Annotated in this window: 20 protein-coding genes and 1 pseudogene; 15 read left to right on the forward strand and 6 right to left on the reverse strand. The window is 68.9% G+C overall.

What is annotated here, in order from left to right; all coding sequences use genetic code 11:
- Positions 1-182 precede the first annotated feature (182 nt).
- A complete protein-coding gene (locus QNO09_RS01545; RefSeq protein ID WP_283968401.1) occupies positions 183-869 on the reverse strand; it encodes an SPDY domain-containing protein in 687 nt (228 codons plus the stop codon).
- A gap of 357 nt (positions 870-1,226) precedes the next feature.
- Between QNO09_RS01545 and QNO09_RS01550 the strand changes: the two genes are divergently transcribed.
- From QNO09_RS01550 to QNO09_RS01590, 9 genes are all read left to right on the forward strand, one after another.
- Positions 1,227-1,457 carry a hypothetical protein gene (locus QNO09_RS01550; RefSeq protein WP_283968162.1) on the forward strand — a complete coding sequence of 77 codons (231 nt, stop codon included), beginning with the start codon at positions 1,227-1,229 and terminating at the stop codon, positions 1,455-1,457.
- Positions 1,435-1,947 (forward strand): DUF6879 family protein, encoded by a 513-nt coding sequence (locus tag QNO09_RS01555; RefSeq protein WP_283968163.1) that lies wholly within the window; start codon positions 1,435-1,437, stop codon positions 1,945-1,947. The genes QNO09_RS01550 and QNO09_RS01555 overlap by 23 nt, the downstream gene beginning before the upstream one ends.
- A gap of 24 nt (positions 1,948-1,971) precedes the next feature.
- Positions 1,972-2,817 carry a helix-turn-helix domain-containing protein gene (locus QNO09_RS01560; protein ID WP_283968164.1) on the forward strand — a complete coding sequence of 282 codons (846 nt, stop codon included), beginning with the start codon at positions 1,972-1,974 and terminating at the stop codon, positions 2,815-2,817.
- Positions 2,818-2,913: 96 nt separating this feature from the next.
- On the forward strand, positions 2,914-3,297 hold the full coding sequence (locus tag QNO09_RS01565; RefSeq protein WP_283968165.1) for a hypothetical protein: 384 nt from the start codon (positions 2,914-2,916) through the stop codon (positions 3,295-3,297).
- A complete protein-coding gene (locus tag QNO09_RS01570) occupies positions 3,294-3,836 on the forward strand; it encodes an NUDIX hydrolase (RefSeq protein WP_283968166.1) in 543 nt (180 codons plus the stop codon). Before QNO09_RS01565 ends, QNO09_RS01570 begins: the two co-directional genes overlap by 4 nt.
- 342 nt (positions 3,837-4,178) lie before the next feature.
- Positions 4,179-4,979 carry a diaminopimelate epimerase gene (gene dapF, locus QNO09_RS01575; RefSeq protein ID WP_283968167.1) on the forward strand — a complete coding sequence of 267 codons (801 nt, stop codon included), beginning with the start codon at positions 4,179-4,181 and terminating at the stop codon, positions 4,977-4,979.
- On the forward strand, positions 4,976-6,067 hold the full coding sequence (locus QNO09_RS01580; RefSeq protein ID WP_283968168.1) for a D-alanine--D-alanine ligase family protein: 1,092 nt from the start codon (positions 4,976-4,978) through the stop codon (positions 6,065-6,067). The genes dapF and QNO09_RS01580 overlap by 4 nt, the downstream gene beginning before the upstream one ends.
- Before the next feature lie 12 nt (positions 6,068-6,079).
- On the forward strand, positions 6,080-6,640 hold the full coding sequence (locus tag QNO09_RS01585; protein WP_283968169.1) for a C39 family peptidase: 561 nt from the start codon (positions 6,080-6,082) through the stop codon (positions 6,638-6,640).
- Positions 6,627-6,992 (forward strand): glutamate ligase domain-containing protein, encoded by a 366-nt coding sequence (locus tag QNO09_RS01590; RefSeq protein WP_283968170.1) that lies wholly within the window; start codon positions 6,627-6,629, stop codon positions 6,990-6,992. The genes QNO09_RS01585 and QNO09_RS01590 overlap by 14 nt, the downstream gene beginning before the upstream one ends.
- A gap of 55 nt (positions 6,993-7,047) precedes the next feature.
- Here the strand turns inward: QNO09_RS01590 and QNO09_RS01595 are convergent.
- Together QNO09_RS01595 and QNO09_RS01600 are read right to left on the reverse strand one after the other, a co-directional pair.
- A pseudogene (locus QNO09_RS01595) lies at positions 7,048-8,257 on the reverse strand (MFS transporter).
- A gap of 5 nt (positions 8,258-8,262) precedes the next feature.
- Positions 8,263-9,627: an NAD(P)-binding domain-containing protein gene (locus tag QNO09_RS01600; RefSeq protein ID WP_283968171.1), complete on the reverse strand. Its 1,365-nt coding sequence runs from the start codon at positions 9,625-9,627 to the stop codon at positions 8,263-8,265.
- A 107-nt stretch (positions 9,628-9,734) separates the two neighbouring features.
- On the opposite strand from QNO09_RS01600, the gene QNO09_RS01605 reads away from it, so the two are divergent.
- The 3 genes from QNO09_RS01605 to pstS all read left to right on the forward strand — a co-directional run bounded on the left by QNO09_RS01605 (position 9,735) and on the right by pstS (position 12,503).
- The gene (locus QNO09_RS01605) at positions 9,735-10,796 is read left to right on the forward strand and encodes a flavin-containing monooxygenase (protein WP_283968172.1); all 1,062 of its coding nucleotides are present in this window, start codon (positions 9,735-9,737) and stop codon (positions 10,794-10,796) included.
- Between the two features lie 47 nt (positions 10,797-10,843).
- Positions 10,844-11,209 carry a metalloregulator ArsR/SmtB family transcription factor gene (locus QNO09_RS01610; protein ID WP_283968173.1) on the forward strand — a complete coding sequence of 122 codons (366 nt, stop codon included), beginning with the start codon at positions 10,844-10,846 and terminating at the stop codon, positions 11,207-11,209.
- Positions 11,210-11,441: 232 nt separating this feature from the next.
- Complete coding sequence (gene pstS / locus QNO09_RS01615; protein WP_283968174.1) at positions 11,442-12,503, forward strand: phosphate ABC transporter substrate-binding protein PstS; 1,062 nt, start codon at positions 11,442-11,444, stop codon at positions 12,501-12,503.
- Between the two features lie 11 nt (positions 12,504-12,514).
- Here pstS and QNO09_RS01620 read toward each other — a convergent pair whose 3' ends face one another.
- Genes QNO09_RS01620 through QNO09_RS01630 form a run of 3 tightly spaced genes read right to left on the reverse strand, consistent with a single transcriptional unit; the run spans position 12,515 to position 15,043 of the window.
- Positions 12,515-13,585 carry an ArsO family NAD(P)H-dependent flavin-containing monooxygenase gene (locus tag QNO09_RS01620; protein WP_283968175.1) on the reverse strand — a complete coding sequence of 357 codons (1,071 nt, stop codon included), beginning with the start codon at positions 13,583-13,585 and terminating at the stop codon, positions 12,515-12,517.
- 37 nt (positions 13,586-13,622) lie between these two features.
- Positions 13,623-14,732, reverse strand: a complete 1,110-nt coding sequence (arsB, locus tag QNO09_RS01625) for an ACR3 family arsenite efflux transporter (RefSeq protein WP_283968176.1) — start codon at positions 14,730-14,732, stop codon at positions 13,623-13,625.
- Positions 14,729-15,043: an ArsR/SmtB family transcription factor gene (locus QNO09_RS01630; protein WP_283968177.1), complete on the reverse strand. Its 315-nt coding sequence runs from the start codon at positions 15,041-15,043 to the stop codon at positions 14,729-14,731. The genes arsB and QNO09_RS01630 overlap by 4 nt, the downstream gene beginning before the upstream one ends.
- A gap of 92 nt (positions 15,044-15,135) precedes the next feature.
- Here QNO09_RS01630 and QNO09_RS01635 point away from each other — a divergent pair, with 92 nt between their 5' ends.
- The 3 genes from QNO09_RS01635 to trxA are packed head-to-tail and all read left to right on the forward strand — an operon-like array spanning position 15,136 to position 16,883.
- Positions 15,136-15,549: an arsenate reductase ArsC gene (locus QNO09_RS01635; RefSeq protein ID WP_283968178.1), complete on the forward strand. Its 414-nt coding sequence runs from the start codon at positions 15,136-15,138 to the stop codon at positions 15,547-15,549.
- Positions 15,546-16,526 carry a thioredoxin-disulfide reductase gene (gene trxB / locus QNO09_RS01640; protein ID WP_283968179.1) on the forward strand — a complete coding sequence of 327 codons (981 nt, stop codon included), beginning with the start codon at positions 15,546-15,548 and terminating at the stop codon, positions 16,524-16,526. The genes QNO09_RS01635 and trxB overlap by 4 nt, the downstream gene beginning before the upstream one ends.
- Before the next feature lie 33 nt (positions 16,527-16,559).
- A complete protein-coding gene (trxA, locus tag QNO09_RS01645; RefSeq protein ID WP_283968180.1) occupies positions 16,560-16,883 on the forward strand; it encodes a thioredoxin in 324 nt (107 codons plus the stop codon).
- The last annotated feature ends 113 nt before the right edge of the window (positions 16,884-16,996 follow it).

Raw genomic sequence — 16,996 nt, forward strand, 5'->3', positions numbered from 1 at the left:
TGCCCTCTGCCAAGGCCATAGCAGAGGGCGCCGATGGACGGGGCAGGGTGGTCAGAGGGCGGCCAGGGCCTTGTCGAGCGCCTTCGTCAGGGCAACTGGCTCCGCTGCCCCGTCGCCCCCACATTCGGGGCAGCCGTCATCAGCGACGACCAGCACCGCGGCCTCCTGCAGGACGTTGGTCGTCAGCTGCGGCGAACGACGGTGAGCCGGCCCTCGGCGCTCTGGGGCAGGGTGCGACGAGGCACCGGGACCGGTGAGGCGAGCGAGGAGGCGAACTCGGCCACCAGGTCATGGGGGACGCTGGCGCTGAAACTGGCGCACCACAGATACGGAGCGCCGAGGGCAGGTTCCGCCCACGCCTGCCATCCCACCAAGTCAAGGCGCGGGTCGGCGTCCTCGATGAGCGGCGGCAGCGTCTCGAGGGAGACCCAAGAGGAGAACCCGGGGTCCGTGGCTGTAGTGCGGGGGCGGTCCACGTCACGGTGCCAGCCCCGCGCAGTGAGCGCGGCAAGGACCGTCTCCGACCCTGCGATCCCGGCATCGGGTGTCTCATGGGCGTCAAGCGCAAAGAGGAGATCAGCGAGCGCCTCGTAGGGGACGCCGGTAGTGAAGTACGCGTTCCACTCCGCCACTACGGAGTCGGCATCCCGGCGAGCGCTCAACTGCCAGGCCACCGGCAGTCCGCCCAGCTCGAACGGGTGGGCCGCGAGGATCCACTCGGCGCCGCACAGCCCGTTCGGGCTCACATACAGCAGGGTGTGTCGGGTGGTCGGCCACATGCGCCAGCCGAGGTCGGCCAGGGTGTCACCGATCCGCTCGGCGAGCGCATCGTCATCTCCAGCCAGGTGGCGGGGGGTGACCCAGTACACCGAGGTCGGCAATTCGGGTCGGAAGGGCTCGTTGGGGTGGTGCGGTTGCAGGGGCGCCTCCGTGGGCTCGGGGACAGGTCACTGAACGTAGTCGACTTGGGGATTCGGAAGGTTGTCCACGTTGACATGCCCGTTCGCAGTGAACGAGTGGTTTCGGGATCTTCCCTGTCTGCCTCCGGCGAACTGGTGATCCATCGAGTGGACCGCATCCCTACGTCCGTGCGTCGTCAACCAGGCTTCCCCGCTTAGGGTCGCCGCCCGAGGCCGCTGGCAAGTTCCGGCAAGTTCCTCGCCCCATAGCCCAGTTGCAGGCAAGCTCTGGCACAGAGATCGTTACTGGCACCCGAGGAGGACATCATGCCCCTGCGTAAGCTCGGCAAGGACCCGGAGAGTCCCAGTGGCGGCTCCCCCACCATCTACCTCGACGAGGAGAAGGACACCTACGTCGTACAGGGGTGGACGGTGGACGACGTCGCCCGCCTCAGCCAGATGGACATCCCGGGCCACGAGTCGGCGGTGGAGATCCCCCGGCGCATGGTGCAGTTCTTCCTGGAGGTGAAGAAGGATGACGACGACCCCGACGTTTGAGGAGCTGTTCCGCGACTGCCAGAGGACGGCTGTCCATCTGGAGATGCGCGACGCCTACATGAAGTCGGACCCCGCCTTCGTCGACTGGAAGGCTGGACAGGCCCTCGACCCCGTCGAACGCTGGGCCGACTGGCACACCATTGTCACGTCCGCCACCTCCCGAGGCGTCGAAGTGCGCCGGGCCAGGATCGTTTCGACGCCCGTCAGCGAGTACATCCGCTTTGAGTACGACGTGACCGACGGGCTGAACATCGCCGCCGGCGAAGACGTGCGCTGGCTCTCGCGCCGCAGCGCGACGGACCTCGCGCTTCCGGGCAACGACTTCTGGCTGTTCGACTCCGGCCTCGTCCTCGTCAATCACTTCGACGGCGAGGGCGAGAACATGGAGGTCGAACTCACGGAAGACCCGGAGGTGGCGAAACTCTGCGAGTCAGCCTTCGAGGCCGTGTGGCAGCGGGCAACGCCACACGCAGAGTTCGAGTTGGCCTGACAGCCGAGCAGTACCGTCACAGACATGACCTCGCCATCTTCGAGCGTTCAGGAAGCCCGCAAGGCGCTCGGACAACGCCTGGCCGAAATCCGGCAAGCAGCCGGACTCACCAAGCGAGCACTGGCCCACAGTCTGGGCTGGCATGAGTCGAAGGCTTCGCGCTTCGAGAGCGGCACCCGCGCACCCTCGGAGCGCGACCTTCGTGAGTGGTGCTCCGCATGCGGCGCGGAGAATGAAACAGAGGATCTCATCTCGACAGCCCGCGGAATCGACGGCATGTATGTCGAGTGGCGCAAGATGGAGCGCAGCGGGCTCAAGTGGGCCCAGGAATCCGTCCTGCCTCTGTGGGAACGCACTCAGCGATTCCGCATCTACTCGCCGTGGCTCATCCCCGGCCCAGTACAAACGGCCTCGTACATCACCGCCCTGCTGAATTCCATCCGTAACCGCCGCGGGCTCATCGACGACGTGCCGGCGGCAGTCAGGGTGCGCGTGGAGAAGCAGCAGGTCGTGTACGGCAACCACACCTTCGCCATCCTCCTGGAAGAGAGCGCGCTCCGATACCGCATCGGGGGAACGGACGTGATGGCTGGGCAACTCGGCTATCTCCTCAGCGCTATGGCGCTCCCTTCGGTGAGCATCGGCATCATCCCCCAGGACGCGGACCGTTCAACTCTCTGGCCCGTCGAAGGATTCTTCCTGTACGACGAGGAGACCGTGAACGTCGAACTCGTTTCGGCACACCTCACCGTGGTTCAGCAGCACGAACTTGCCATGTATGCCCAGACGTTCAGCGAGCTGGCAGAACTTGCCGTCTACGGCCCGGCCGCACGAGAAATCATCACCGCAGCCATCGAATCCCTAGGGTGAACGTCGGGCAAGTTCCGGCACACTCGTGGAGCCTTTCCTGTCGCCCTTCCTAGCTTTATTGGCACGGAAATCGTGCTCCGGAAGGGCGAAGCGGTGATGACTGTGGCAAGTATCGGCAAGGCACTGGGGGCAGCCGAGAGCGCTGCGGCCGAGGATCCCATCGACGTAGAGACGATCTCCTCGCGCACCGCGTCCGTCCTCGCCATGAAGATGGGCACCTCGACCCGTGAGGACATGGACAGCGCCTTGCCGGCGATCGTCAGGCACCTGAACCTGCTCCTCTGCGAAGACTTGGGAGCGGACAGGGACCAGGAAGTACGAGCGCTCATCCGCAAGGGCTACACCCTCATCGACCCCAGCAAGCGGCCGGCTGAGGGAACTCCCTCCTTCGGCGCGTTTCTCTACCTCCGGGACGTTGCCCTCCTCACGCGGCGGCTGCTGTGGATCTACACCGAGCGCAACGGGCTGGGTGCGCCGTGAGCGTCAGGGACGACCAGATCATCAAGGAACTCGCCCACTACATCCATGAACACCCGTCCGAGCAGATGGCGTTGATGCCGGTGTACGACGCGGCCCGTGATCACGCGCAGCGGCGCTCCTGTACACACGGCCGACGCTGCCCGCTCGTGGTGACGGGAGCAGTCGTCGTAGATGAGAGCAACCGTGTCCTTTGCCTGCGGCACGAAGAGGGCTACGCCCTCGCAGAGGCGCGGCCCGAGGAGCAGGACAGCTCCCTCAGCGAGGCGGCGTTGCGCCTGCTGGCCGAGGAGGTCGGCGTCCGCGACGTGTGGGCACAGCCTGGCCTCGATGGTCCCTTCCTGGTCGACGTGACGCGGCCCGGCCACCACAGGTACGGGCCCCGCCTACGGGTCGGCATCCGGTACCTGTTCCGGGCTCACTCGGGCGCTGTCTGCCCTTCGGTGATCGAGGCGGGTGCAGCGGCCTGGGTGCCCCTCGGGGACATCGGCATCCCGTCAGTCCGTGACCGTCTTCAACATCATCTGACCGGAACCCGATGAGCCCCCAAAACCAGCAACTCACCTACATCCTGAGCCTCATCGCAGTCGGCGGCTCTGTCCTCCTTGGCATCTGGAGGCTGAATGTACGAGCGCAGGACCGTGGAGCAGCCCTCCAGACCTACCCCGCCAGTGGGAACGGTGGGGGCCACCAGGCCACCGACCGATGTCCGCGTTAACGACTTCATCCTCCTCGACGGCACGTATCAGCGGATACTTCGCCGGACGAACCCCGCTGAGCATGCGAGAGGCCCGCACCACCTACCGGCCCATCGAACCCCGCTGAACACATCCCGCTCGGGCACCGCACCACCCTTCTCACCTCACCACGCGAGGAGCTTTGTCATGCGCTTCCGCAAGATCCACGGCGCAGGGAACGACTTCGTCCTGCTCTCCGACCTCGAAACGGACGACGAAAAAGACTGGCCCAAGGAGGCGGAACGTCTGTGCGCCAGACGCACCGGCGTAGGCGCGGATGGCCTCGTCATCAGCAGATTGATCAGCGACAGCCCCACCGTCCTCGCAGTCGACTGCTTCAACGCGGACGGCTCTGTCGCAACCATGTGCGGCAACGCCCTGCGCTGCGCCGCCTGGGCCGCCCATCACGATCACGGCTTCGAGCGGATGAGCCTCCACATGGCTGGGGTAGTGCACGAGGCGATCGTGTGCGACAACGCCGTGTGGGTCACGGCCGAGGTAGGCGCGATCATGCCCCGGCGCTTACAAACCGTCATCAACGGCAGGCCCACCTGGTTCGACAGCGCCCACACAGGCACCGAACACGTCGTGGCCATCGTGGACGACGTGGACACCATCGACGCGGTCACGGTCGGGCGTCTCGTCCGCCACCACGCCGGCCTTGCACCGCTGGGGACGAACGTCAACTTCGTCCAGTCCGCCGGCCGCCAGGCGCTAAAGATCCGCACCTACGAACGCGGCGTCGAGGCCGAAACCCTGTCCTGCGGTAGCGGGGCAGTCGCAGCCGTCGTCATCGCCACCCTGCGTGGACTCGTGGCGCGACGTGCCGTCACCGTCCACAACCGCGCCGGAGAGCCGCTCACAGTCCGACCATATGACGACCGGCTGACCAGGACTCAGTGGGTCGGCGGCCCGGTCACCCACACCTTTGAAGGGGTACTCGCATGACTCTCTTCCTCGACAGCAGTTCCGACCTTGCCGTGCAGGAAGCCGCCCAGCAGCTTCGTGCCTGGCAGCGGGACCGCCAGGGCCTCAGCGTCGCCCTCGTCTACGGGCCGGTATCCGAGGAGGACCGGCTCTACCACTCGAAGTGCCCCGTCGACCAGCGATCCGTCACGGCTCTGGCCGGGGCGCTGGATGAGATCGGGGCCCGCTGGAAGGTGCTCAATCCCTGTGAGCCGGACTTCATCGTGGAGCTGGCCGGATACGAGGTGGCCCTCTCCAACCTGCACGGCCCCTACGGCGAGGACGGCCGGTTGCAGGGGCTCCTCGACTACCTGCGCGTGCCCTACTGCGGCAGCGGGGTCGCGGCGTCCGCGGTGGCCGCCGACAAGATCCTCTGCAAGCGGGTGATGCTGACCCTCGGCGTCCCCACGCCCGACTGGCACGTCTGGTACGGCGGCCCGGCGGACTGGAACGGACGCCCCGTGATGGTCAAGCCACCCTTCGGCGGTTCCAGCGTGGGCATGAGCCTCGTGCGCGACCCGGCGGACCTCCCCGGCGCCCTGGCGGACGCTGCCGGCGACGAGGGCGCGGCCGTACTCGTCGAGGACTACCTGCGCGGCACGCCGCTGACCGTGGGACTCCTGGAGCTGCCGGGCGGCTCGGTCATCGTCTTCCCACCGCTTGCCACCGAAGCCACCGGAGCCGAGTTCTACGACGCCGACACCAAGCTCGACATGGACTCCAGGGGCACCGTAACCGTGCGCGCCGCCGAGCTGGCGCCCGATGTGCTGGACGAGATCACCAGAAACGCTCGGACTCTATGGGACGGAATCGGGCTGCGCGGTTCAGCGCGTATCGACTTCCTCCTCACCAAGGACGACGAGCCGTACGTGCTGGAGGTCAACAGCACGCCTGGCATGTCCCGTGACAGCAACTTCGCGGTGGGAGCCGCGATGGTCGGCCTCACACACACGGACGTCGTTCTGGCGATGCTGCACGAGGCCCTGGCCCGCCCGCCATACGATGTTCCCCTGCCCACTCCCGCCTTCTCCAGCACCACACTGACGCGGGAGGCTGCCGTCTCGCCGTAGGAGCCTGCCGCTGTGCCGCGCGTCCACGATGTCCCCATGTGCCGACAGCTCATCGACCCCACCGAGTGGGATCTGCACGGCGGTTGGGCACTCGGAGACAGGATCGAATGGTCCAACCGGGCATGCGGCCTGGCATCACTGAGAATGATCCTGCTCGCCTACGGGCGCGAGGCGCCCACGGTGACGGAACTCCTGAAGCTCGCGGTCAAGCACGAGGTTCTCACCCCGCGTGGAGCGCTCCACGCGGGGATCGCGAACCTGGCGACCGACCTCGGAGTTCCCGCACTCGCAGAGCCTGTGCCCGTCGAAGACCTTCTCGGCCGCCTCGATGACGCCCCGCTCATCGTGTCTGTGACCGAGCAGTTCCCCGACGACGGCCGTTCAGGCGGCCACCTCGTCATCCTTCGCGGCTACGAGGACGGCCCCGACCCAGTGGTCCTCTCCCGAGACCCGTCCTCGTGGGGCCAGACGCACGATCGCGTCCCCCTCAGCCGCCTGTCCCATTCCTACACCGGCCGCGCGATCACCTTCGCGCCCCTGAACCCAACGGAGAGTGCTGATGACCGAGGCTGACGGCGACACGACCGAGGCCGCAGGCGGCGGCCGACGGATCGCCGTACTCGGAGAGATGCTTGAGCTGGGCGACGAGGCAGTCGAAGCACACCGCGAGATCGGCCGCTTCGCGGCCGAGAGCGGCGTCGATCTCGTCGTGGCAGTCGGCGGAGACCTCGCCAAGCAACTCGCCCTGGCCGCGGGCGCGGCAGGCGTGCCGGACATCGCGATGGTCAGCGACAACGCCACCGCTGCCGCCTACCTCGAATCAATCCTCCGTCCCGGTGACGCCGTGCTCGTGAAGGCGTCCCGTGGCGGTCAGCTCTGGCAGATCGCCCAAGCACTCACCGGACAGCCCGTCACCGGCCTGTGAGCTTCACGCCGTACGACCAAGAGCCGGCGGACAAAGGTAGCGCCCCCGGCTCCCGTCAGCGCTTGGCAGAGGCGACAGCCAGGACTCCGGCACCGACCGAGATACCGGCCAGCATCATGAAGAGTGATGGGTACCCCCCGAGTTCTCCCGCGATGGCTGCCCCGGCAAAGGGTGCGAGCGCGCTGGCGGTGGTGACAGGGGCGGAGAGAAGGCCGGAGAGACGGCCGTAGTGGGTGGTGCCCCAGCGGTCGGAGACAGCCGTGGCCTGGAGGAGGGTCAGGTTGCCGCGGACCATGCCGGCGACGATGGCCAGGAGGAGAAGCAGGAGGTACGGGCCCGGGGTGATGGCGAGAGCTGCGGTGGTCACGCCGCCCGCTGTGATCAGCGTGACCGTGCGGGTGGTGACGCCGGTGCGGCGGGCGAGGGTGGCGTAGAGGGTACGGCCCAGGGTCTGGCCCGCTCCGCCCAGACCGAGGGCCCAGGCGGCCGCGGTGGGACTGGCGCCGCGTTCGGTCAGCAGGGGGACCAGGGCGATGACGACGGCGTATATCGCGAAGCCGTTGAGGGTGAGGGCGGCGGCAAGCAGGAGGAAGGGGCGGCTGCGGGCAACGGTCGTACCCCCGCCGGCCTGTGGAGCGGTTTGTCGTGGTGCCGGCGGCCAGGGAGCTCGGAGTGCGAGCGCGTGGGCCGGAACGATGACAGCGGCGAGGATCACCGCGAGGACGGCGTACGTGACGCGCCAGGTGAAGTGCTCGGCGAGCGTTGCCGTCAGGGGTGCGAAGGCGGTGGAGGCCAGACCACCGGCGAGGGTGACGATCGTGAGGGCGCGGACGCGGTCCTCCCCCCCACCAGCGCGTTACGGCGGCGAACGCGGGATGGTAGAAGGTGGCGGCCATGGCGATCCCCGCGAGCAGCCAAGCGGCCGTGAACGCTTGGAGGTTGGGCGCGTATGCGATGCCCAGTACGGCGACGGCGCCGAGCAGTGAGCCGGCGGTCATGACCGCGCGCGGGCCCCGACGGTCGAGAACGCGGCCGACGGGGATGCCGGCGAGCGCCGAGACGACCAGGGCCGCGGAGAAGGCGCCGGTGGTGGCGGTGGTGGACCAGCCGGTGTCGGCGGTGATGCGGGGGTTGAGGACCGGGAAGGCGTAGTAGACGATGCCCCAGCTGGTGATCTGGGTCAGGCAGAGGGCGGGTAGGACGGCGCGGGGCCGCGACCGGTCCCCGGTTCCGGTCTCGGCCCCGCGGGCGTCGAGGTCGGTCACGACGGTCAGCAGCCCCCGGATGAGGCGGGGGTGCCTACGCCGATCTGGAGGGTCGCCGGGGGCGCGCAGCAGCCACCGGCCTCGTCGCCCTGCGCGGCGGCGGGCTCGTCGAACAGGCCCGCGCCGCCGCAGACTCCGGTCTCCGGCAGGGTGAGTTCGACGCGCTCGGCCGCCTCGCGGTCGCCTGCGAGGGCCGCGGTGATGGAGCGGACTTGCTCGTAGCCGGTCATGGCGAGGAAGGTCGGCGCGCGGCCGTAGCTCTTCATGCCGACCAGGTAGATCCCCTGCTCCGGGTGCGAGAGCTCGTTGACGCCGTGCGGATAGACGGTTCCGCAGGAGTGCACGTTCGGGTCGATCAGCGGGGCCAGCGCGGTGGGCGCCTGGAGACGCTCGTCGAGCCCGAGACGGACCTCGGAGAGGAAGGACAGGTCCGGCCGGAAACCGGTCAGGACGATCACCTCGTCCACCGGGTCCAGGCGGTGGCCGTCCTCGGCGACCAGGACCAGCCGGTCGCCGTCCCGTCCGACGGATTCGGTACGGAAGCCGGTGACAGCGGACGCGTGACCGTCCTCCACCGCGGCCTTGGCTCGCAGGCCGAGGGCGCCGCGGGCCGGGAGCTGGTCGGCCTCGCCACCGCCGTAGGTGCTGGCGCCGATACCGCGGCGCAGGATCCACACCGCGTGCGTGCCGTCCGCTTCCTTCGCGAGGTCTGCGAGGTAGGCGAGGGCGGTGAAGGCGGAGGCGCCGGAGCCGACGACGGCTGTGCGCTTGCCCGCGTAACGGGCGCGTACGGACGGCTTCTTGAGGTCGGGGACGCGGTAGGAGATGCGGTCGGCGGCCGTCTTCTCGCCGAGGGCGGACAGGCCGTCGGCGCCGATCGGGCTGGGCGTGGACCAGGTGCCGGAGGCGTCGATGACGACCCGGGCGGTGATCCGCTGCTCGCTTTCCTGTGCCGTCCGGATGTGCACGGTGAACGGCTGTTCCTCGCGGCCGGCGTCGACGATGCGGTCGCGGCCCGCGCGGGCCACGCCGGTCACGGTGGCGCCGTAGCGGATCTTGTCACCGAGGATGTCGGCGAGCGGCTGCAAGTAGCGCTCGGCCCAGTCACCGCCCGTGGGGTACGTGGCGCCGTCCGGGCGCACCCAGCCGGTCGGGGCCAGCAGCTTCTCGGCGGCCGGGTCGGTGACCTCTGACCACGGGGAGAAGAGCCGCACGTGCGACCAGTCGCGTACGGCGGTGCCGGCGGACGGTCCGGCCTCCAGCACCAGCGGTTCGATACCGCGCTCGATGAGGTGGGCGGCGGCGGCCAGGCCGCTCGGCCCGGCTCCGATGACCACGACGGGCAGCTGGTCGGTGGTGGACGCGCTCACGACGATTCCCCTTTGCTTCGACATCCGTCGATCTCTTGCGCTGCCAGCATGGCACCTATTTCGATGAGCGTCAACATAGACATTCATCGAACCTGAGAGAGGCGGGCATGGAACACGTCGACGTCGTGGTGATCGGGGGAGGCCAGTCCGGGCTGGCCGCCGCGCACGCTCTGCGCGAGCAGGGGCTTCATCCGGTGGTGCTGGAAGCGTCCGAACAGGCGGCCGGATCCTGGCCGCGCTACTACGACAGCCTCACCCTCTTCTCACCCGCCCGGTTCAGCGCGATGCCCACAGTGCCCTTCGGCGGCGATCCCGACCGCTACCCGCACCGGGACGAGGTCGTCGCCTATCTCCTGCGCTACGCGGACCGGCTGGACGCCGACATCCGCACCCGGAGCCGGGTGCGCGAAGTCCGGGCGGGGAACGGTTCGTTCACGCTGACCCTGGAGGACGGCACGCAGCTCTCCGCACGGGCCGTGGTCGCAGCGTCCGGCACCTTCGGACGTCCCCATCACCCGGCACTGCCGGGCCTGGAGAGTTTCACCGGCGACGCGCTGCACGCAGCCGAGTACCGCAGGCCATCGCCCTTCGCGGGACAGCGTGTAGTGATCGTCGGGGCCGGGAACTCCGCCGTTCAGATCGCCGCCGAGCTCGGCACCCACGCCCGGGTCACCCTGGCAACGCGGCACCCCGTCCGCTTCGCCCGGCAGCTCGCGCTCGGCAGGGATCTTCACTGGTGGCTGACCCGCACGGGGATCGACGTCCTGCCGGTCGGTCGCTTTCTGCGCACCCCACCGACCCAGCTGGTCATCGACGACGGCCGCTACCGAGCTGCGGTCGCGGCCGGCGCCCCGGACCAGCGCCCGGTGTTCACCAGCGTCGACGGCTCCAAGGTCGTCTGGGCCGACGGGACCGTCGAGGAAGTGGACACCATCCTGCTGACCACCGGCTACCGTCCCGACCTCGGCTACCTGGCCCCGCTCGGCGCCCTCGACGAGCACGGGCATCCGATCCACAGGGAGGGCATCTCACTCACCCACCCCGGTCTGGCGTACGTCGGCCTGGAATGGCAGCGCAGCCTGTCCTCCAATTCCCTCCGTGGCGTCGGGCGGGACGCCGCCCGGATCGCCCGTCGCGTGTCCTCGTACCTGCATCCGCGTCCACGGTAACCACCCACTCCTGGCTGTTTTGGTTCGATGCGTGTCAACATAGATGAATGTCGAACGTCAAGGCGCTGCCCCGGGAGCCCGAGGCCCTCGAGGTCACGGTGCCGTGTTGCCCGCCGCTGACCGAGCGGCCGTTGACCGCCGAGGAGGCCGAGACGACCGCTCGGATGTTCAAGGCGCTCGCGGATCCCGTCCGCCTGCGGCTCTTTTCGGCGGTTGCCTCGCACGAGGGCGGCGAGGCGTGCGTGTGCGACATCTCCGATGTCGGCGTCTCCCAGCCGACCGTCTCCCACCACCTGAAGAAGCTCAAGGGGGCCGGGCTGCTCACTTCCGAGCGGCGGGGCACCTGGGTGTACTACCGGGTGGAACCGTCGGTCCTTGCCGCTATGGGGCAGACGCTCGGGGCCCTGGGCTGAGCTGCGCGCCGCCGCCGGCGCCACAAGACACCCGTACAGCGCCAACCTCACAGGGAGGTTGGCAGCACGTCCCCTGAAGTTCTCCTGGATATCGCCCAGCCACTCACTGCATCGGCAAGCATCTATGTTCCGTTAGGCCCAGGGGATACGTGAGGGGACAGCGGTGCCAAACCGACGTGGGGGACGCAGGGGGGCGCTGAGCGCACAGGCCGTAGCGGCAGGAGCGGCGGGCATGCTGCTTCTGTCCGGCTGTGGGCTCGGTGCTTCCGGCAGCGGCGAGGACCGCGTGTCCGCCGCTCCGGTGGCCGACATCGACTGCGCCCGGCAGGGACAGGTGCCCGGCTCGGGGTCGACCGCGCAAGAGAACGCCATGAAGTACTGGATCAGGCAGTACCAGCGGGCCTGTTCGTCGGTGCAGGTCGCTTACAACCCTCTGGGCTCCGGCGCCGGCGTCGCTCAGTTCATGCGCGGGGCTACCGCCTTCGGAGGCACCGACAGCCCGGTCAGACCGGACGGCGTCAAGCCGGCGGAGGGCGTCTGTCCGGGCGGCAGAGCCATCAACCTGCCCATGGTGGGCGGCGCCATCGCCATCGGCTACGACATACCGGGCGTCGACGACCTCGTCCTGAACGCCCCGACGCTCGCCAAGATCTTCGACTCCCAGATCACCGCCTGGGACGATCCCGCCATCCGGAAGCTGAACCCCAGCGCCGAGCTGCCCTCCCTGCCCATCCGCGCCGTGCACCGGGCCGACGACTCGGGCACCACACAGAACTTCCAGGCGTATCTCGCGGGTGCGGCCCCCGAGGTCTGGACTCATCCGGCGGAGAAGGCGTGGCAGGGGAAGGGCGGCGGCTCGGCTCCCGGCTCCTCAGCGGTGGCGTCCACAGTCGCCTCGACGGCCGGGTCCATCGGCTACTTCGAGCTCTCGTTCGCCGCCGCTCTCCGCATCAAGACGGCACGCATGGCCACCGGAGCATCCGAGCCCGTGGCGGCCACCCCGGAGAGCGCGTCGGCCGGGATCGCCGCCGCCGAAGTGGTCGGTGAGGGCAAGGACCTGACGTTGCGGTTCGACTACCGGACCGCTGCCGACGGCACGTACCCGATCGTTCTGGTCAGCTACGAAGTGGTATGCGACAAGGGCAACATGGCGGAGACTCTGCCCGCTCTCAAGTCGTTCCTGACCTACACCGCCAGCGACGAGGGCCAGAAGCCACTGGCCCGGATTCATTACGTGCCGCTGCCGGAATCCGTCGCCACCGAAGTGCGCAGGGTCGTCAGCACGCTGAGCTGACGACGCGCGGGTCACTCTCCGGCTTCGAGGAGTTCGGCGATTTCACGGGCCGCGTCACGGGCAGGCCGTCCGACACCGATGAGGGTGGCCGAGGCGGGGCCGGTCCAATCACCGTAGCCGAGCAGGTGCACGCGCGGCTCGTCCACGACCCGGGTGCCCGCGGTGGCGATACGACCGCGGGGGCCGCGCAGCCCCAGGGACGCCAGGTGCGACAGAGCCGGGCGGAAGCCGGTGCACCAGATGACCGCGTCGGCCGGCGCTCGCGTGCCGTCGGCCCACACCACGCCGTCGCGGTCAAGGCGATCGAACATGGGCGACGCCTTGAGCAGCCCGGCGTCCCGGGCTTCGCGCACGGGCGGTACGGCGACGATGTCTCCGAGCGACGCCACGCCACCGTGGTCGGTGCGGCCTTCGTCGAGCGCGCGGCGGCGGGCGCTTGCCACGTCGAACAGGACGCGTCCGTCGATGTCGTCGGGCAGAAAACGGGGCGGGCGCTGCGTCACCCAGGTCAGCTCGGTGTCGTAGGCCAGATCGGCCGCGATCTGCGCGCCGGAGTTGCCGCCGCCGACCACGACGACGCGTTGTCCGGCGAAGTCGTGCGGGCTGCTGTACCCGACGGTGTGCAACTGGCGTCCGCGGAAGTCCGAGCGGCCGGGGACGGCAGGCAGAAAGGGGCGCCACCAGGTGCCGGTGGCGCTGATGACGGCCCTGGCACGCCAGTTGCCGGCATCGGTCTCGATGCGCAGGTGCCGACCGTCGCGGTGGATACCCGAGACGCGTACAGGACGGTGTACGGGAAGGTCGTACCGCCGCTCGAATTCGGCGAGGTAGCCGACCACATGGCGCGCGTCAGGGTATGTCTCTCCCAGCTGTACGGGCATGGGGCGCCCCGGCAGCGAGGAGTACGCGGCCGGGGAGAACAAGCGCAGGGAATCCCAGGCGTGTTGCCAGGCGCCGCCCGGCGTGGACTGGGCGTCGAGGACGACGAAGTCCACGCCGAGGCGGCGCAGGTGGTAGCCGGCGGCGAGCCCGGACTGGCCGCCGCCGACGATCACCACCTGCGTGTGCCGGACGGCCGTCACGAGGTCCGCACCATGCGGGTGCAGTCCGGGCGGTGCATCAGCTCTCCTGCGGGGCCGCCGTCAACTGCCGACTGGCGCTGAACTTCCGCCGCCAGGCCAGCGAGACGTAGACGAGCGCCACCAGGACCGGGACCTCGATCAGCGGGCCGACGACGCCCGACAGGGCCTGGCCGGAGGTGACGCCGAAGGTGGCGATGGCGACCGCGATGGCCAGCTCGAAGTTGTTGCCGGCCGCGGTGAAGGCGAGGGTCGCGGTGCGGTCGTAGGCGAGGCCGATGACCTTGCCGAGCGCGAAGGTGCCGAACCACATCACGGCGAAGTACACCAGGAGCGGAAGCGCGATACGGGCGACGTCCAGCGGCTGCGAGGTGATGGTCTTCCCCTGGAGGGCGAAGAGGATGACGATCGTGAAGAGCAGGCCGTACAGCGCCCACGGGCCGATCTTGGGAAGGAACTTCGCCTCGTAGTCGGCGCGGCCGAGCTTCTGCTCGCCGATGCGGCGGGTGAGGAACCCGGCCAGCAGCGGGATGCCGAGGAAGATGACGACGTTCAGGGCGATCTTCCACATGGAGATGTCGAGGTGTTCGCCGTTGCCCAGGCCCAGCCAGCCGGGCAGCAGGTCGAGGTAGAACCAGCCGAGCAGGCCGAAGGCGATGACCTGGAAGACCGAGTTCAGTGCCACGAGTACGGCGGCGGCTTCGCGGTCGCCGCAGGCGAGGTCGTTCCAGATGATGACCATCGCGATGCAGCGGGCGAGTCCGACGATGATCAGGCCGGTGCGGTATTCGGGCAGGTCCGGCAGGAAGATCCAGGCCAGCGCGAACATGATCGCCGGGCCGACGATCCAGTTGATGACCAGCGAGGACACCATGAGCTTGCGGTCGCCGGTGACGGCGTCGAGCTTGTCGTAGCGGACCTTGGCCAGGACCGGGTACATCATGATCAGCAGGCCGATGGCGATCGGCAGGGAGATGCCGCCGATCTCGACCTTCGCGAGGGCGTCGTTCAGGCCGGGGATGGCTCGGCCTAGGCCGAGGCCGACGGCCATGGCGAGCAGGATCCACACCGCGAGGAAGCGGTCCAGGGTGGAGAGCTTCGCAACGACCGAGGATTCCTCCACGGTCGCGGTGGCTTCGGTGCGGGTCACGGGCAGGCTCGCTTTCGGTCGGTTTCTATGGTCGTGCGTGCGGTCTCGGCCAGCTCGCCGAACAGGGCGGCGAGGGCGTCCAGCACCTCGGGGTGGAGCTTGTAGTAGGTGAAGCGGCCGCAGGGCTCGGTCTCCACGACTCCGGCTTCGCGCAGCACCTTCAGATGGTTGGACACGTTCGTCTGCCGCGCGCCCGTCTCCTCCACCAGGTGCGTCGTGCACAGCGTCTCGTGGGCGAGCAGGGTCACGATCTGGAGTCTGACCGGGTCGGCCAGAACCCGGATCAGATCAGTGTTGGCTGACGTCTTCATGGGCTGATACTGTCACATCAGTGGTTGATGATGCCACCGGGCGCTGATATCAATCGAGCCTGATGCCGTCGCGAGACAAGAGAGACCTCCTGATGTCCGACAAGCCCTCTGTCCTGTTCGTCTGTGTCCACAACGCCGGCCGTTCCCAGATGGCCGCGGCGTGGCTGACTCACCTGGCCGGGGACCGCGTCGAGGTCCGTTCCGCCGGTTCCAACCCGGGGGACAACGTCAACCCGGCCGCCGTCGAGGCCATGGCCGAGGTCGGCATCGACATCTCGGCCGAGGTACCGAAGATGCTGACCGTGGACGCCGTCAAGGAATCCGACGTCTGCATCACCATGGGCTGCGGAGACACCTGCCCGGTTTTCCCCGGCAAGCGGTACCTGGACTGGCAGCTGGAGGACCCGGCCGGTCAGGGCGTCGAAGCCGTACGTCCCATCCGCGATGAGATCAAGGTGCTGGTCGAGGGCCTGATCAAGGAGATCGCGCCGGAGCCCCAGTCATGAGCACCGGGGCGGACGTGCGCAACGTCATCGTCATCGGCTCCGGCCCCGCCGGATACACCGCCGCGCTCTACACCGCCCGTGCCTCGCTGAAGCCGCTGGTCTTCGAGGGCGCGGTCACGGCCGGCGGCGCGCTGGTGCAGACGACCGAGGTGGAGAACTTCCCCGGCTTCCGCGACGGCGTCATGGGCCCGGAACTGATGGAGAACATGCGGGCCCAGGCCGAGCGCTTCGGCGCGGAGCTCGTCCCCGACGACATCGTCGAGGTCGACCTCACCGGCCCCGTCAAGAGCGTCACCGACAGCGCGGGCACGGTGCACCGGGCCAGGGCCGTCATCGTGGCGACCGGCTCGCAGCACCGCAAGCTGGGGCTGCCGGGCGAGGACGCGCTCTCCGGCCGTGGCGTGTCGTACTGCGCCACCTGCGACGGCTTCTTCTTCCGCGACCACGACATCGTGGTGGTCGGCGGCGGCGACACCGCGATGGAGGAAGCCACCTTCCTCTCCCGCTTCGCCCGCTCTGTGACGGTCGTCCACCGCCGCGACACCCTACGCGCGTCCAAGACCATGCAGGACCGCGCCTTCGCCGACCCGAAGATCTCCTTCGTCTGGAACAGCGAGGTCGCCGCGATCCACGAGGACGGCGGCAAACTCGCCGGACTCACCCTGCGCGACACCGTCACCGGCGAGACCTCCGAACTCGCTGCCACCGGGCTCTTCGTCGCCATCGGCCACGATCCACGAACCGGCCTGGTCACCGGCCAGCTGGACCTGGACGACGAGGGCTATCTCAAGGTCACCTCCCCGTCCACGCGTACGAACATCCCCGGTGTCTTCGGCGCCGGTGACGTCGTCGACCACACCTACCGCCAGGCCATCACCGCCGCCGGCTCCGGCTGCGCGGCCGCCCTGGACGCCGAGCGGTACCTCGCGGCCCTCGCCGACGCCCCGTCGGTGCCGGCCGAAGCCGTCACCGTCTGACGGCGCCCGCCCCCACGCACACGAGGAAGCAGCATGGCCCTCAAGAACGTCACCGACGACTCCTTCGAGCAGGACGTCCTGAAGAGCGACAAGCCCGTGCTCGTCGACTTCTGGGCGGCCTGGTGCGGCCCGTGCCGCCAGCTCACCCCCTCCCTGGAGGCGATCGCCGCCGAGCACGACGACACGATCGAGATCGTCAAACTGAACATCGACGAGAACCCGGCCACCGCCGCCCAGTTCGGCGTGATGTCCATCCCCACGATGAACCTCTACGTCGGCGGCGAACTCGCCAAGACCATCGTCGGCGCCAAACCGAAGGCCGCGCTGGAGCGCGACCTCGCCGAATACCTCGGCTGAGTCGGCGCCATCACACGGCGAAGGGAGCGGCCCCGCGGAAGGCCGCTCCCTTCGCCGCACACACACGATCCGTGCAGACGCCTGCTTGACCGGCGCCCTCGAAAGAACGCCGC

The sequence above is a fragment of the Streptomyces sp. 378 genome (assembly GCF_030124145.1).
Lineage (GTDB): Bacteria > Actinomycetota > Actinomycetes > Streptomycetales > Streptomycetaceae > Streptomyces.